This is a genomic window from Bradyrhizobium campsiandrae (genome assembly GCF_014529705.1).
Lineage (GTDB): Bacteria > Pseudomonadota > Alphaproteobacteria > Rhizobiales > Xanthobacteraceae > Bradyrhizobium > Bradyrhizobium campsiandrae.
This window is the reverse complement of sequence record NZ_JAANIH010000046.1, coordinates 22,510-38,538: the sequence shown is the minus strand read 5'-3', so window position 1 is coordinate 38,538 and position 16,029 is coordinate 22,510. Positions and strand designations below refer to the sequence as shown.

11 protein-coding genes are annotated in these 16,029 nt (G+C 64.0%); 2 read left to right on the top strand and 9 right to left on the bottom strand.

What is annotated here, in order from left to right; translation table 11 throughout:
- Positions 1-40: 40 nt before the first annotated feature.
- The 5 genes from G8O24_RS28735 to G8O24_RS28715 all read right to left on the bottom strand — a co-directional run bounded on the left by G8O24_RS28735 (position 41) and on the right by G8O24_RS28715 (position 7,581).
- A complete protein-coding gene (locus G8O24_RS28735; RefSeq protein ID WP_188105250.1) occupies positions 41-2,257 on the bottom strand; it encodes a hybrid sensor histidine kinase/response regulator in 2,217 nt (738 codons plus the stop codon).
- Positions 2,258-2,515: 258 nt separating this feature from the next.
- Positions 2,516-4,477 carry a methionine--tRNA ligase gene (gene metG, locus G8O24_RS28730; RefSeq protein ID WP_188105248.1) on the bottom strand — a complete coding sequence of 654 codons (1,962 nt, stop codon included), beginning with the start codon at positions 4,475-4,477 and terminating at the stop codon, positions 2,516-2,518.
- A 109-nt stretch (positions 4,478-4,586) separates the two neighbouring features.
- On the bottom strand, positions 4,587-5,633 hold the full coding sequence (locus G8O24_RS28725; protein ID WP_188105246.1) for a DNA polymerase III subunit delta': 1,047 nt from the start codon (positions 5,631-5,633) through the stop codon (positions 4,587-4,589).
- Complete coding sequence (tmk, locus tag G8O24_RS28720; RefSeq protein ID WP_188105244.1) at positions 5,630-6,316, bottom strand: dTMP kinase; 687 nt, start codon at positions 6,314-6,316, stop codon at positions 5,630-5,632. Before tmk ends, G8O24_RS28725 begins: the two co-directional genes overlap by 4 nt.
- A 2-nt stretch (positions 6,317-6,318) precedes the next feature.
- Positions 6,319-7,581 carry a D-alanyl-D-alanine carboxypeptidase family protein gene (locus G8O24_RS28715; protein ID WP_188105243.1) on the bottom strand — a complete coding sequence of 421 codons (1,263 nt, stop codon included), beginning with the start codon at positions 7,579-7,581 and terminating at the stop codon, positions 6,319-6,321.
- Positions 7,582-7,734: 153 nt separating this feature from the next.
- On the opposite strand from G8O24_RS28715, the gene G8O24_RS28710 reads away from it, so the two are divergent.
- Positions 7,735-8,691 carry an alpha/beta fold hydrolase gene (locus G8O24_RS28710; RefSeq protein ID WP_188105241.1) on the top strand — a complete coding sequence of 319 codons (957 nt, stop codon included), beginning with the start codon at positions 7,735-7,737 and terminating at the stop codon, positions 8,689-8,691.
- Here the strand turns inward: G8O24_RS28710 and G8O24_RS28705 are convergent.
- From G8O24_RS28705 to G8O24_RS28690, 4 genes are all read right to left on the bottom strand, one after another.
- Entirely contained in the window at positions 8,669-9,208 is a 540-nt protein-coding gene (locus tag G8O24_RS28705) for a GNAT family N-acetyltransferase (RefSeq protein ID WP_244646037.1), read from the bottom strand. The genes G8O24_RS28710 and G8O24_RS28705 overlap by 23 nt on opposite strands.
- A gap of 20 nt (positions 9,209-9,228) precedes the next feature.
- Positions 9,229-9,771: a phage tail protein gene (locus G8O24_RS28700; RefSeq protein WP_188105239.1), complete on the bottom strand. Its 543-nt coding sequence runs from the start codon at positions 9,769-9,771 to the stop codon at positions 9,229-9,231.
- 46 nt (positions 9,772-9,817) lie between these two features.
- A complete protein-coding gene (locus G8O24_RS28695; RefSeq protein ID WP_188105237.1) occupies positions 9,818-10,345 on the bottom strand; it encodes a phage tail protein in 528 nt (175 codons plus the stop codon).
- A gap of 106 nt (positions 10,346-10,451) precedes the next feature.
- Entirely contained in the window at positions 10,452-10,991 is a 540-nt protein-coding gene (locus tag G8O24_RS28690) for a phage tail protein (protein ID WP_188105235.1), read from the bottom strand.
- A 578-nt stretch (positions 10,992-11,569) separates the two neighbouring features.
- On the opposite strand from G8O24_RS28690, the gene G8O24_RS28685 reads away from it, so the two are divergent.
- Positions 11,570-16,027, top strand: a complete 4,458-nt coding sequence (locus G8O24_RS28685) for a beta strand repeat-containing protein (protein ID WP_244646036.1) — start codon at positions 11,570-11,572, stop codon at positions 16,025-16,027.
- Positions 16,028-16,029 lie beyond the last annotated feature (2 nt).

Here is a 16,029-nt window from a genome sequence, read left to right as displayed (position 1 = left end):
CACGTCCAACTCAGGACAGAGATCAGGCGTCGCTGCGCGGTCAGAGGTCCAAAACTTCGCGCACCTTGTGCGCGAGCTTGTCGCTCCTGTAGGGCTTTTGCAGCAGATGCACCCCGGGATCGAGCCGGCCATGATGGACGATCGTGTTCTCGGTATAGCCCGACGTGAACAAGATCTTGATGCCCGGCGCCATCTGCCCCACCCGCTCAGCGAGCTGCTTTCCGGTCATGCCGCCAGGCATGACCACGTCCGTGAACAAAAGATCGGGAGCACCGGAACGCGATATCTCCTGCAGCGCGGAAGGTCCATCGCTGGCCTCGGTCACTCTGTAACCCAGGCGGCGCAATTGCTGGACCGCGAACATCCGCACATGAGGATCGTCTTCGACGACAAGAATCGATTCGGTGCCCGTCGCAAGGCTGGTCGGAGCCCGCGCCGATTGAACGGCCGTGGTCGCATCGGTTTTGGCGCGCGGCAGAAAGATCTTCACGCAGGTGCCGTGTCCGATCTCGCTGTAAATCTGGATGTGCCCGCCCGTCTGCTTGACGAAGCCGTGCACCATGCTCAGCCCCAAGCCCGTTCCCTTGCCGACCGGCTTTGTCGTGAAAAACGGCTCGAAAATGCGGTCCAGTATGTCCGGCGCCATGCCGATCCCCGTATCGGACAGCGCGATCAAGACATACTGACCCGGACTGACCTCCACGCTGTGCGTGGCATAGTCGTCCGACAGTTCGACGTTGCTGGTCTCGATTGTCAGCTTGCCTCCCTGCGGCATCGCATCGCGCGCGTTGAATACGATGTTGAGGATCGCCGTCTCCATTTGACGAATGTCGGCAATCACCTTCCATAACCCCTTTGTCAGCCGAAGGTCGACTTCGACATTCTCGCCGATGGTGCGCCGTAACAGCGCGTTCATGCGCGTGACGACCTCGTTCAGATCAAAGGTGCTCGGCTCGAGCGCCTGACGACGGGCAAAGGCAAGCATCAGCTGTGTCAGACCTGCGCCGCGCTCGGCGGCCGCAACAATCGGTTCCACGAGTTTGCGATGCGCATCGTGGCTGTTCATCTCGTCGAGCAGGACCTCTGCATTGCCGAGAATGACCGTCAGCAGATTGTTGAAGTCGTGGGCGACGCCGCCTGTCAACTGGCCGACCGCTTGCATTTTCTGCGCCTGCAGCAACTGCGCTTCCATCCGCTTGCGATCCGTGATGTCGACCGTCAGGAAGGCGACACCACCAATATTGCCGTGAGTGTCAAACCAGGGGCGCACCTCCCAGCGCAGCCATTGCACGCGTCCGTCGGCTCTCGTGAAGGAATCCTCCTCGGCATGAAGCGTCTCGCCTGCAAGCGAGCGTCGATGAATAGCGCGCCAACGCTCCGGGATCTCGGGGAAGACCTCATAATGCGACAGCCCGGTCAGGTCCCTCCCGACGAGACCATAATCGGAGAGCCACCGGTCGCTGCAGATGAGATAGCGCAGCTCCTTGTCAAGGATTGCAATCGCAGCGGGAGCGTATTTGATGAAATATCTCAGCCGCTCCTCGCTCTCGCGCAAGGCTTCCGCTGCCTTTTGCTGGAGAGCCTCAAGAGCCCTGCGGGACGAAACGTCTCTCACCGCGGCGATCGCCGCGGATCGATCGGCCAAGACAATTGGGCTGAGGCTGATCTCGGCCGGGAATTCCGTCGAGTCTTTTCGCCGTCCGCACAGCAGCAGCCCGCCGCCCATCATTCGCGTCTTGGGGTGCGCGAAATAGGCGCCCAGATGGCTGAAATGGGCGCGGCGCAATCGCTCTGGCACCAGGATCTCGACAGGCTTCCCCACCAGCTCTTCAGGCGCGTAGCCAAAGATGTCCGAGACCCGATCGCTGGCGAACTCGATCACGCCGGCGTTGTTGACCATGAGGACGGCGTCCGGGCTCGCCGCGAGGACGCCCCTGAATCTCACTTCGCTCGCGTGCAAATCGGCTGCTGTCTTGGCTCTACCCGGACCGAGGCCGAGGTCGCGCAACCACTGTTGTAGTCTGCCCCAGAACGAGGCGCTGAGCTTTCCGGAAATCCCGCCAACGTCCCCGATATCCGGATGACTCAAGTCCCACCTACCTTGCGGCTCTGCAGGCCACTTCCGGCCGAACGACGTGACATCGAGTTGACCGCCTCCCTTGGTACAGTTCTTTGCGATGGTGACAGCGCAGGAGCGACGAAGCGAGCCCCGCACCTGCCTGCATCGCGTTACCGCCGCGATGTGTGCACTGCCCATCCAACGCGAAACCACATTGCCTGTCGCTCTGTCGCAACAGAAGCGGAGACCTGCGTTTCGTTTGCAATGATCTGGATCAATGACGCGAATCGCGCCTCGCGCCTGCGAGCCGCCGTAGGGCAACGGCGCCTATCTCGATACCGGTTTGCGGCCATCAAAGGGCTGCGCAGGTACTGGATACGCCGCGCAACCGGTTTGATGCTATCGTGATGGCACGATCCGGTCGTTAGATCGCGTCATCAGAAGACGGCCTAAAGGCTAGGCCGCCGGCTCGATATAGCGCGGGAACGCCGGCGTCGGCGCTGGTAGCGTCGATCCGGGCGCGATGCGCTTGGCGCCCCCCAGCATCGCGAAATTGCGCTCGCCCTCGGGAATTCCGAGGCTGTTCAGCAGCAAGCTGGACGCTGTCGGCATTGCCGGCTGGGCCAGGATCGCGATCTGGCGCACGACTTCGGCGGTGACGTAGAGCACCGTCTTCTGCCTGGCAGGATCGGTCTTGGCCAGCGCCCATGGCGCCTCCCCCGCGAAATAGCGGTTGGCCTCCGCGACCACGGCCCACACGGTATTGAGCCATTGGTGGATCTGCTGCGTCGCCATGGCTTCGCGGCTGGCAGCAACCATGCCGTCGGCCATCGCCAAGATTGCCTTGTCGTTGTCGCTGAACTCGCCGGGCTCCGGCAGCACGCCGCCGAGCTGCTTTGCGATCATCGACAGCGAACGCTGCGCGAGGTTGCCGAGATCGTTGGCGAGATCGGCATTGATGCGCGCGACGATGGCCTCGTGATTGTAGTTGCCGTCCTGGCCGTAGGAAACTTCGCGCAGGAAGAAATAGCGCATCTGGTCGACGCCATACTGGTCGGCGAGATTGAAGGGATCGACGACGTTGCCGACCGACTTCGACATCTTCTCGCCCCTGTTGAACAGGAAACCGTGGGCATAGACCCGCTTCGGCAGCGCAAGGCCGGCCGACATCAGGAACGCGGGCCAGTACACGGCGTGGAAGCGGATGATATCCTTGCCGATGATGTGCACATCGGCCGGCCAGTAGCGCCAGTTCTTGTCGCTTTCATCGGGGAAGCCGACGCCGGTAATGTAGTTGGTCAACGCGTCGACCCAGACATACATCACATGCTCGTCGTTGCCGGGCACTTTCACGCCCCAGTCGAAGGTGGTGCGCGAGATCGAGAGATCGCGCAGCCCGCCCTTGACGAAACTCACCACCTCGTTGCGGCGCGCATCGGGTCCGATAAATTCAGGATGGTCCGCGTAAAGCTTCAGCAACTTGTCCTGATAGGCCGAGAGGCGGAAGAAATAGCTCTTCTCTTCGACCCATTCGACCGGCGTGCCCTGCGGTCCAAGGCGTACGCCATCGTCGTTCAGGCGTGTCTCGTCCTCGGCGTAGTAGGCCTCATCACGCACGGAGTACCAGCCTGAATAGGTGTCGGCGTAGATGTCGCCATTTGCCTCCATGCGCCGCCAGATCTCCTGGCTCGAGCGATGATGCTGCTCTTCGGTGGTGCGGATGAAGCGATCGAACGAGACGTTCAGGCGCTGGTCCATCTCCTTGAAGCGATTGGCATTGCGGGTCGCGAGTGCTGACGGGGACAGGCCCTCATTCTGCGCGGTCTGAACCATCTTCTGGCCATGCTCGTCCGTGCCGGTCAGGAAGAACACGTCTTTGCCCTCGAGCCGGGCGAAACGCGCCAGCACGTCGGCCGATATCGCCTCATAGGCGTGACCGATATGCGGGCTGCCGTTGGGATAGGCGATGGCGGTCGAGATGTAAAAGACGTTGTCGCGCGCGGGGGCGACAACGGGCACATCCGCTTTCGGTGCGGCCCCCGGCTTCGGCGCCTTGGGTTTTGACACTTTAGGCTTCACGACTTTCGGCGGCGCGGCGACGGGAGCCGGCGCGGCGATCGCGGCCGGCTCAGCCACCTTCGCCTTCTTGACAACATACTTCGCGGAAGCCTTGGCCGGCTTTTTCGCCGCTTTCTTGGAAGTGCCCTGCTTCTTCGCAGCCTTCTTGCTGGCCTTCTTTGCCGCTTTTGCAGCGCTCTTCTTCACGCCCCTCCCGGCGACGGCCTTCTTGGCCTTCTTGGTCTTCTTGACCTTCCTGGCAGCCTTGCGCGCCAGTGCCTTTACGGCCTTTTTGGCGGCCTTCTTTGCAGCCTTCTTGCTGCTCTTGCCCTTGGCGGCTTTCTTAGCTCGTGTTGCCACGACGAATTCCTTTACCGGCTTCTCAAAATTTGGAAACGAACCTGCGTTAGGTTGTTATTCTGAGCATGATCCTCTCGGAAAACCGCTACACACTTTTCCGGATCATGCTCTAGCGCGTTGCGTCCGCCAGCCAGCCGAACACCGAGAAAACCAAGGGCTTTCGCTCCAGATTATAGGTTTCGGTGTCGCGCGCGGCGCGGACGACCTTTTCCCATACCTCGCTCAAGCGCGCAAGGCGCGGCAGGTTTTGGTTGGCGTTGGCCTCGTCGGCATGCAGACGGTCCGCGATCCAGCGATCGATGCCGTCGACGAAGGCCGCAAGCGCAACGCGATCGCTGGTGCCGAGCGAATCGCCGAGCGTGTGCAATTCGCGCGGATCGACCTCCGGCAATCGTGCCAGCAGCGCTGCCGTGCGCTGCTGGAGTTTCAGCGCGTCGCCGCCGAGCAGCGTCAGCGCGCGCGCAACGCTGCCCTCCGAAGCTTCCGCGGCCTCGCGCAGTGCCAGGTCGCTCGGCGCGAGGTCTGCGGCCGCGGCGGCCGCACCGATCACCTCATCGACCGTGAGCGGACGCAGGCGCAGCTTCCGGCAACGCGACTGTATCGTGGCGAGCACGCGCGCGGGCGCGTGGCTCACCAGCAGGAACAGCGATCGCTGCGGCGGCTCCTCCAGGATTTTCAGCAGCGCGTTGGCCGCATTGGGATTGAGTTCGTCGACGGTGTCGACGATGCAGACGCGCCAACCCTCGGCCGCCGCGGTCGAGCCGAAGAACGTGATCGTCTCGCGCGTCTCGTCCACGGTGATGACGGTGCGCATCACGCCGCGGTCATTGGCGGTGCGCTCCAGCGTCAGCAGACCGCCATGCGAACTCGCCGCCACCTGTCGCGCCACGGCGTCATCGGGATCGACAGCCAGATCTTCAGCGTTTTGCACCGACGGCGCCAGCGGCTGGCCGTGAGCGAGCACGAAGCGCGCCATGCGATATGCCAGCGTCGCCTTGCCGATGCCTTGCGGCCCGCCGATCAGCCAGGCATGCGGAATGCGACCGCTGCGATAGGCGGTCAACAGCGCTGCCTCGGCCTCGCGATGGCCGAACAGAAGGCTCGTCTCGCGCGGATGCGGAATGGCGCTCTCGCGCTCGGCCTGACGCGGGCTCATGCCGAGACCACCGAGGCCGGCGTCGGCAGGAAACGGTCGCGAAGCGTCGTCCAGACGCGGCCCGCAACCGTGTCGGGATCGGAATCGGCGTCGATCAGCACGCAGCGTGTGGGTTCGTCTGCGGCGATCTTGCGATAGGCTTCGCGCAGGCCCTGATGAAAAGCGAGCTTCTCGCCCTCGAACCGGTCGGGCGTGCCGCTGCCGCGCCGCGCCGCCGCGCGTGCCAGGCCGATCTCGACCGGCAGGTCGAGAATAATGGTGAGATCGGGCTTGAGATCGCCGATCGTCACGCGCTGCATGGCGTTGATCAGTCCGGCCGGCACTCTGCCAAGGCTGCCCTGATAGGCCCGGGTCGAATCGGCAAAACGGTCGCACAGCACCCAGACGCCCTGCTTCAGCGCCGGCTCGATCACGGTGCGAACATGGTCGTCGCGGGCGGCCGCGAACAGCAGCGTCTCGGCCTCGGGCCCGAGCAGCTTGCCCATTCCCGACAGCACCAGATGCCGCATGATCTCGGCGCCCGGCGAGCCGCCGGGCTCGCGGGTGACGAGCGTCCTGAGCCTCGCCGCATTGAGGCGATCGGCGAGCTTCCTGATTTGGGTCGACTTGCCGGCCCCCTCGCCGCCTTCAAAGGTGATGAAACGTCCGCGTCCAGACGGCCGCTGTCCCTTGCTCTCACTCATGATCAGAGCTTCTCGGCGCCTGCGCGGAACATGCCGATCACGAGCTCGCTGGCGCCGTCGATCGCACGCCGCATGGTCGAGCCGGTGCCGATCGACTCGGCCGCATAGACCGGGGTCTCGACCGCGATGTTGCCGCTGCGCCAGACCCTGACCACGCCGACCTGCTGGCCGGCCTGGACCGGCGCGCGCACCGGGCCGCGATAGACGATGCGCGCGATCAGCTTGTCGCCGCCGCTCTTGTGCACCATCACCTTCACGGGCTCTTTCGCAACGAGCTTCACCGAGCGGCTCTCACCGCCGAACACCTTGGCGTAGCCGACGGGCTGATCGGCCGCGATCAGCGCGCGGGTCTCGAAATTGCGAAAGCCCCATTCCAGCATCTTCTTGGCTTCTGTGGCGCGGTCCTCGGGATCTTCCAGCCCGTTGACGACGACGATCAGCCGCGTGCCGTTCTGCACCGCCGAGCCGACCATGCCGTAGCCGCCCTCCTTGGTGTAGCCCGTCTTCAGTCCGTCGGCGCCTTCGAGCGCGTTGAGGAGCGGATTGCGGTTGGGCTGGCGGATCTTGTTCCAGGTGAACTCCTTCTCGCCGAAAATTTTGTAGAATTCGGGGAAGTCCAGGATGATATGGCGCGCGAGAATGCCGAGCTCGCGCACCGTCATCTTGTTGCCGGGATCGGGCAAACCGTTGGAATTGCCAAAGGTCGACTTGGTCATGCCCAGCTCACGGGCGCGCTTGGTCATGAAGTCGGACGCAAAGATCCGCTCGTTGCCGGCGATGCCTTCAGCGAGCGCGATACAGGCGTCGTTGCCGCTCTGGATGATTGCGCCATGCAAGAGGTCATCGACCGAGACCTTGCTGTTGATCGCCGCGAACATGGTCGAGCCGCCGGAGGGAGCGCCGCCCTTGCGCCAAGCGTTCTCGCTGATCCGATACTCGTCGGTCAGCTTGATGTCGCCCTTCTTGATCGCGTTGAACACGACTTCCGCGGTCACAAGCTTCATCATGCTGGAGGGCGCGCGGAGCTCGTCGGCATTCTTCTCGAACAGCACGCTGCCGCTGGAGGCCTCGATCAGGATCGCGGTCGGAGCGTCGCCGTCAAAGCCTGCATCCTCGGTCTTTTTGGCGCCCTGGACGCTCTGGTTGGCGGCATAGAGCACCCCGCCCGAACTGAGGCTCACGGCGAGAAGCGTCGCGATCAGGCCGCGCACCAGCGCTCCGGCTGTGAACCCGGTCTGGCGGAGCGAGAAGAGACGAGATGCCATGGTGAAGCCCTGAGAGCGGCGTTCTAACAAATGGAACCGGTGCGAACAACACGAGGACCGGCGCTTGCCAAGGAGATTGCACGATTCTCGTCGCATCCCTATCGTGGCACCTCATGTTTTTCGAGCAAACCCCTGGAACAAGGCGGAAAAGCGATGTCCACCACCCGCGTGATCAAGGCCAATGGGATCGACCTCTCCATTCGCGAGGCCGGTCAGGGGCCGCTGGTGGTGCTGTGCCACGGTTGGCCGGAACTGTCGTATTCCTGGCGGCACCAGATCCCGGCGCTGGCGGCCGCCGGCTATCATGTCGTGGCGCCTGACATGCGCGGCTTCGGCCAGAGCGCGGCACCCGCTGACCTCACCGCCTATTCGATCTTTGATCTGGTCGGCGACGTGGTCGGCCTGGTCCAGGCGCTCGGCGAGACCAAGGCGATGGTGGTCGGCCACGATTGGGGCGCGCCGGTTGCCTGGCATGCGGCTCTCTTTCGTCCCGATATCTTCACGGCGGTGGCCGGCCTCAGCGTGCCGCCGCCGTTCCGCGGCCGCGGCAAGCCTCTCGACCTGCTGCGGCAGGGCGGCATCACCAACTTTTACTGGCAGTACTTCCAGACGCCTGGGGTCGCGGAGGCCGAGTTCGAACATGACGTCGCGCGCACCATGCGCATCGTGCTTGCAGGACGCGGGCTTGCCGACCCCGACGCCGCCATGTTCGTGCAGGAGGGCAAGGGCTTTCTCGGCCATGCGTCGGGCGAGGAGCCGCTTCCGGCGTGGCTCAGCGAAAACGATCTTGCTCACTTCACCGAAGCCTTCCGCAAGTCCGGCTTCCGCGGCGGGCTGAACTGGTATCGCAACATCGATCGCAATTGGGAGCTGACCGCGCCCTGGCAGGACGCGCAGATCCATCAGCCCTCCCTCTTCATCGCCGGCGCGCGGGACGCCGTCATCACCGGCCTGATCGGTTCAAAGCGTGTCAACGAGCTGGAGCGCGTGCTGCCCAATCTCACGCGAAGGCTGATCATCGACGGCGCCGGCCATTGGGTGCAGCAGGAGCGACCCGAGGAAGTCAACGCCGCGCTGGTGAAATTTCTCAAGGAGAGCATGCCGGGTTGACGGCGCCCGCCGTCAACCGCCGCTTCATCGCGACGTAAGCACCATCGTCGCCGATTTCCGTGAAGCCGAGTCGGGCATACAGGCGCCGTGCGGCAGCGTTAGCGGTGCGCACGGACAGGTTGAGCTCACCTGCCCCGGCTTGCTCAGCCGCGCCGGCCATCGCCTCGACGAGATCGGCACCAATGCCTCGCCCCTGCGCCTCCGGCAGGAGCGCGATGTCGACGACCCGCCAACTGTCCCGGCTGGCACGAACAATGAGGCGTCCAACCGGGATCTCGTCATGGACCACGATCAGTGATGCGGCGTCCGGAAATCGAGCCGCATATCCTGCGTTCTGGGCGCGAAGCTGCTGCTCCAGCAACCTGTCGAGAAGCTCGGCCGGCAGATTGGCCGAGGCGAACTGCTCGGCCCGGACGGCCTTGAAGAGCCTCCGGACGAAGATTTCATCCGCGGCTGCGGCCGGCCTGAGACGCGTCGCGGGATCGCGCGGGTGGATCAGCGTCGTCTCGGCGCTCAACGAGATAAGCCCCTTCGTTCTCAGGGGAACGACGGGAAGATGCCGGCATAGGCAATGCACCAGACGATCGCCTGGGTCGGCTGGGTGTTGTCGTGGGCCAGCGACTGGCCGGTCAGGGCCATTGCGTTGGGCGCTAGCGTCGTGTTGGCGGGCGGCGCCACGAAGCCGTTGAAGGCCGGGTCGATCGCCGCCATGTTGGAGGCCGTACCGGGACCGGGCGCGGCGTTCGCCGCTGCTTTGGATCCCAACTGGAGGCCATGTCGGTGCATCGGCATCGTCTGCGACGTCAGCGCGACGGTTGCGCTGCCGAGCGTCTCTCCGAGCACGCGAGGCTGGAGGCCGGGTCCACTCCCCTGGCTGTTGGTGATGCTGCCCGAGAGATTGGGGAGCGCGAAATTCGTCGTGCCGTTGCCACCGTAAAACGTGCCGATGAGCGCGAACAATGGAGTGTATTGCTGGATGGGCAAGAGTTGGCCAAAGCACGGCAGCCAGGCGCTGTTGAAGCCGCCGGTCGCGAACGGAAACGGAAACGCCTGAATTTCACCGACATAAGGATCTGACACTTAGGCCTCCCATGACAAACAATGCCGGATCCGGCACGAAGCGGTGCTAACTCCCCGAAGGGAAGATGCCTTCAAAGCAGATGCAGTAATTCGCAACGACGGTCGGCATGATGTTGTTGTGCGGCGCGCTTTGGCCGGCGGGTAGCACACATGCCGCCATGGCTTCGTATGGCGCCGCGTTTGCCACCGGCGCATACAAATTGCCGCTCGATGCGGTGGCCAGATGCACGGTAGGTCCGGGCGTTACGATCGTCGCTGTGGCAGTGGAGGACGTCAGGCCGTGACTGTGCGAGGGCATCTCGGATTCGAGAAGCGTGTGCATATCCTCTCCACCGGGCTGTCCGAGCGTGTAGTTTGGAAGGCTCGGCCCCTGCCCCTGTCCGATCGGAACGCGCCCGCGCAGGTCAGGCAGTTTGAACGTCTGCTGCCCATCGCCGCCGTAGGTGGTGCCGATCACGGCAAAGAGCACCTGATATTGAGCGATCGACACCGACGAGCCGTCACAAGCCAACCAGCCGGTGGGTACTCTGGGAAAACCGAACAGACGAATTTCGCCGATAAAGGGATCTGACATACACTGCGTCCTTTCATTCGGCTGTGCCGGCATGGCCCGTTAGAACCGGCTCACAAGCAGGATGGCATCAATGCTTCCAGCGCAGCGGCCGGAACGTCCGTGCGGATTAATTGCGCGAGGGATAGAGTCCCTGCATGGCGATCAGGTAGCTGATCGTAAGGTAGGGCTGCATATTGTTGTGGGGCGTCCCACCGCCGTCGTTCGTCACGTTGGTTGATTGCGCGAGCGCGGTTTCAGCGCTGCCCGCCGTCAGGAATATCTTCGCCGGGGTAGCCCCTGCCGTGTTCGTGGCGAAGAGGTTGTTGAGCGGGGATGCGCCCCTTCCGCTGCCGGAGGTGGTCGTCGCCTGAATGCCGTGGGTGTGCGCCGGCAGTTGCTGAACCGACAGCGTGACCGTGGTCGTGCCGCTGATCGTGCCGACCGGATATTGGCCACTATTGCCTGTCGACCCCAGGATTGCGCGGCCGCGCAGATCTGGCAGCCCAAACGTCCTGACGCCATCGCCGCCGTAGTAAGTGCCGAGCAGCGAGAACAACGCTTGATTGGTCGAAATGGCCAGCAGCGCGCCATTGCACAACGCCCATCCACGCGGCACGACCGCGCCGGCGAACGGCATGATCTGCCCCAATACCGGTTGAAATGGCATGTCCTACCCCCAGCAGTGCGCCATCCGTTCTTGTGCACGGCCTCTCGAAAGCTGAAGGCAGCGCGCGGCTTGGCGTTAAACCAAATGGATTTGTTGCTATCAATATTCGCCTTTAGATTGTTATTCCAACATGGACATCGGGTCAAGCCAGTTACGCTCGAGAACTTGCCATGCGGCTGCATTGCATCGCCGAAGTCTCTGCCTTTCATGCGTAGATCTCTTCCCTGCCCCACGATCGTCGAGGGGAAAATGTTGCAAATGTACCACTCTAACGCGAAATGTCGCGAGCGCACTCGGGTTCCCTGATTTGTGCACGGACGCCTCCGCCGGGAAATTGTATAGACATCCAATACAATCATAGCTTTTAGAGTCGTGGCCCCTTCCAGGCGCCAAAACGACCGGCAGGGATGGCGTGGGGGGCGACATTGCTGGTGATTTCTGGTTGGGCAGTCGGTCGGGCCAGTACTGGTCTCACAGCGGTTCGCAGGTTCGCGACTGCCGCGACCTTGGCCGCAAGCGCACTGTTTGCTTGGGGTACGACCGCCGCCGAGGCTGCTAACTGCACGGCCGTCTCAGCCTTGACCGTCAGCTCCAATATTCAGCTGAACGTCGCGACGTCGTTCAGCGTGGCCGGCGTAACAGGACCCGGCGCGACGCTCGTTCCCATTGGCGTCACTCAATACAATCAAGTCGAGAACAGCGGCCTCTATATTACGGCCTGCGGCAATGGAACGGTGAACTTCCCAGTCACGGGAACGAACGGATCCGTCCCCGATTCCGCGTCGGTGACCGGAAGCAACGGAGGAAAATACACGATCGGTGCCACCACCACGACCGACAACGGCGGAACAACCTACTTCGTGACCTACACCCTGACGATGACCCAGGCGCCGTCCACGACCTCGGACACCGTCGTCATGAACTACGCCTCGACCGACGACGCCTTCAACAACGTCTTTAACAACACCGATAGCGGGCTGACGATCACGTTCTCCAACATCACGCTGCCCGGCCCGACCGTCACGTCGATATCACCGACCTCGGGTCCGACGGCCGGCGGCAACAACGTGGTCATCACCGGCACGGGCTTCACCGGCACGACCGGAGCGGCCGGCGTGAAATTTGGCGCCACCAATGCGACGAGCTACACCGTCAACTCCAACACCCAGATCACAGCGGTCGCTCCCGCCGGCTCGGCTGGCACGGTCGATATCACCGTCACGAACGGCGCGACGTCGCCGACGTCGGCGTCCGACCACTACACCTACGTGGCCCCGCCGACGGTGACGTCGATCTCCCCGACCGCAGGACCGGCAGCCGGTGGAACCACGGTGATCATCACGGGCACCAACTTGACGGGTGCTACGGCCGTGGCCTTCGGCGGTACGGCAGCGACGGGCTTCACGGTCAATTCGGCCACCCAGATCACTGCGACCTCCCCGGCCGCGACCGGGACGGTCGATGTCAGTGTGACCACCGCTGGTGGCACCTCGGCCACTTCTGCGGCGGACCGGTTCACCTATGTCGCGGCGCCGACAGTCACCAGCATATCGCCGACGTCAGGCCCAGGGGCCGGCGGCACCACGGTGACGATCACCGGCACCAACCTGACCGGGGCGACTGCCGTCACCTTCGGTGCGACCGCTGCGACGGGCTTCACCGTAAACTCCGCGACCTCGATCACGGCGACCTCACCCGCCGGCACAGGCACGGTCGATGTCAGGGTGACGACGGCTGGCGGCACATCGGCAACCTCGGCGGCCGATCAGTTCACCTATGTTCCTTCGCCCACGATCACCTCGATTTCACCGACCGTGGGACCGATAGCGGGGGGCACCACGGTGACCATCACCGGCACCAATTTCACGGGGGCGACCGCCGTCACCTTCGGCGGCACAGCAGCGGCAGGCTTCACCGTCAATTCGGCGACATCGATCACCGCGACCTCTCCGCCGGGGACCGGCACGGTCGACATCAGGGTGACTACGACGGGCGGGACGTCAGCGACATCGGCAGCCGACCAGTTCACCTACCTTGCCGTCCCTGTTGTTGCCTCGATCTCACCGACCTCTGGGCCGCTTGCAGGCGGCACCACGGTGACCATCACCGGCACTAACTTCACGGGAGCAACCGCGGTCAACTTCGGCGGCACAGCAGCGGCAGGCTTCACCGTCAATTCGGCCACCCAGATCACCGCGACTTCCCCGCCGGGAATCGGCACGGTGGATGTTAGGGTGACGACCGCGGGCGGGACTTCGGCAACTTCGCCGAGCGATCAGTATACTTACGTGGCCGCCCCCTCCGTCACGTCGATCTCGCCCACATCGGGTCCTGCGACGGGTGGCACCACGGTGACGATCACAGGAACCGGTTTCACCGGGGCGACTGCGGTAACTTTCGGCGTGACCGCTGCGACGGGCTTCACCGTGAACTCCGCGACCTCGATCACGGCGACCTCACCCGTCGGCACAGGCACGGTCGACGTCAAGGTCACCACTTCCGGCGGCACGTCAGCGACCTCGGCGGCTGACCAGTACACCTACGTCGCACCGCCGGCGGTGACTTCGATCTCTCCGACGTCCGGCCCGGCGGGCGGGGGCACCACCGTGACAATCACGGGCACGAGCTTCACCGGGGCGACCGCGGTCAAGTTCGGCGCGACCAGCGCGACCGGTTTCACCGTTAATTCGGCGACGTCGATTACGGCAACGTCGCCAGCCGGGACAGGCACGGTGGACGTCACCGTCACGACAGTCGGCGGGACATCGCCGACGTCCGCGGCGGATCAATTCACCTATTTTGCCACGCCGACCGTCAGCTCGCTTTCGCCAACTGGCGGTCCGCTTGCCGGCGGCACATCGGTGACGGTCACCGGCACGAACTTCACCGGCGCGACTGTCGTCAAGTTCGGCGCCACCAACGCGACCGCTTTCACGGTGAATTCGGCGACGTCGATCACGGCGACCTCACCCGCCGGCACCGGCACAGTAGATGTCACCGTGACGACGCCGGGTGGCACATCGTCTACCTCCGCCGCTGATCAGTTCACCTATGCTGCTGCGCCTGCAGTGACTTCGATTGCGCCAACCGCGGGACCCGCAACGGGCGGCACGTCGGTGACCATCACCGGCACTGCATTGAGCGGGGCGACGTCCGTCAAGTTCGGCGCAACCAACGCCGCCAGCTTCACGGTGAATTCGGCGACCTCGATCACGGCGACCTCACCCGCCGGCGTCGGCACCGTTGACGTGACCGTGACAACGCCAGGTGGCACATCCGCCACATCGGCGGCGGACCAGTTCAATTTCACGCCCGCTCCGTCCGTCGCGTCGATCTCACCCAGTTCCGGCCCCGCTGGGGGTGGCACGCCCGTGACCATTACCGGCGCGGGCTTTACCGGTGCGACGGCCGTCAAGTTCGGCTCGACCAATGCCGCCAGCTTCACCGTCAATTCGGCGACCTCGATCACGGCGACTTCGCCCGCAGGCTCGGGCACCGTTGATGTCACGGTGACCACGGTCGGCGGGACATCGGCCACGTCGGCTGGCGACAGGTTTACCTATCTCTCCTCGACCACAACCACGGCACTGACATCGTCGCAGAACCCGAGCACTTCCGGCCAGTCCGTCACTTTCACGGCAACGGTGACAGGAACGGGCGGAACACCGACCGGTACCGTGACCTTTAACGACGGCGGAACGGCGATCGGGACTTCGACGCTGTCCGGCGGAGTGGCGACCTTCTCGACGTCGTCTCTCACGGTCGGCAATCACACGATCACCGCGACCTACAATGGCACCCCGGCGTTCAATCCATCGACCTCGCCGGCCCTGACCCAGTCGGTCAATATTCCCGCAGACAGCGCCAAGCTGCGCGCCCTTCAGCTCAACGTCACCAAGGTCGTGGCCCAGAGCTCGGGCCAGGCGATTTCCGGCTCGATCGACTCCGCGGTCTCCGAAGGGTTCAGCGACGGCGGACAGTTCATCATACCCGGTGCAGGCGGCATACGGATCAATTTCGCGGCTGATCAGGACGACGATGATGGTCGGCCGGGTCAATCCGCGCGATCGACCGCCAGCTCCTACGCGGGCGATCCCGTCTCCGGCCGGACGGGCCGCATGCGCGGTAGCGGCGGGCGGATCGACGATGCGTTCGCCGCGATCGACCAGCACTTGGTGACCAAGGCGGCGCCCCAACGCTTTCGCGAGCAAAAGGACTGGTTGTTCTGGATCGACCTGCGCGGCAGCGGCATCGATCGCTGGGGTTCGGCGCCCACTCTGGGCAACGGTCAAACCCAGGCCACGGCCTTTGGTGCACAAGTCAACGCTTTGACCGGTCTGACCTACCGCGTCACACCCAATCTTCTCGTCGGCGTCGTCGGCGGCTACGAGAACTTCAGCTACACCGAGACCGATCTCAACGGCCGGCTCAAGGGCGACGGCTGGACGATTGGCGCCTATCTCGGCTGGAAGATCATCCCGACGCTCCGCTACGACGCGGCGGTGACATATTCCGGCATCGACTATAGCGGCACGGCCGGCACGGCTCAGGGCAATTTCACCGGCCAACGCTGGATGTTCTCTACCGGTCTCACCGGGAGCTACAATTGGTACAGCCTCTACCTGGAGCCGTCGCTGAAGGTTTATACGCTGTGGGAGCGGGAGAACGCCTATGTCGACACCCTCGGCACGCAACAGGCCGCCCGCAGGTTTGCCACCGGTCGCGCGTCGGCGGGCAACAAGCTCTCCTACCCGATCGCGTGGCTCGATAACGCGCTGCTGTCGCCTTATGTCGGTGTCTATGCCGACTACTATTTCACGCAGGATGACGCAGCCGCGATCATCGCAGGTGGCGGCGTTCCGCTGGCATCGACCCCGCTGCTCCAGGGATGGTCGGCGCGGGTGACCGGCGGCGTTGGCGCAAGGCTCGCGAGCGGAGCATCGGTCGGCGTCGGCGCCGAGCTTGGCGGTATCGGCGGCAACACCCAGATCTGGACCTTCACGGGACGCGCGAACCTCCCGTTCTCTGCGCAATAGGC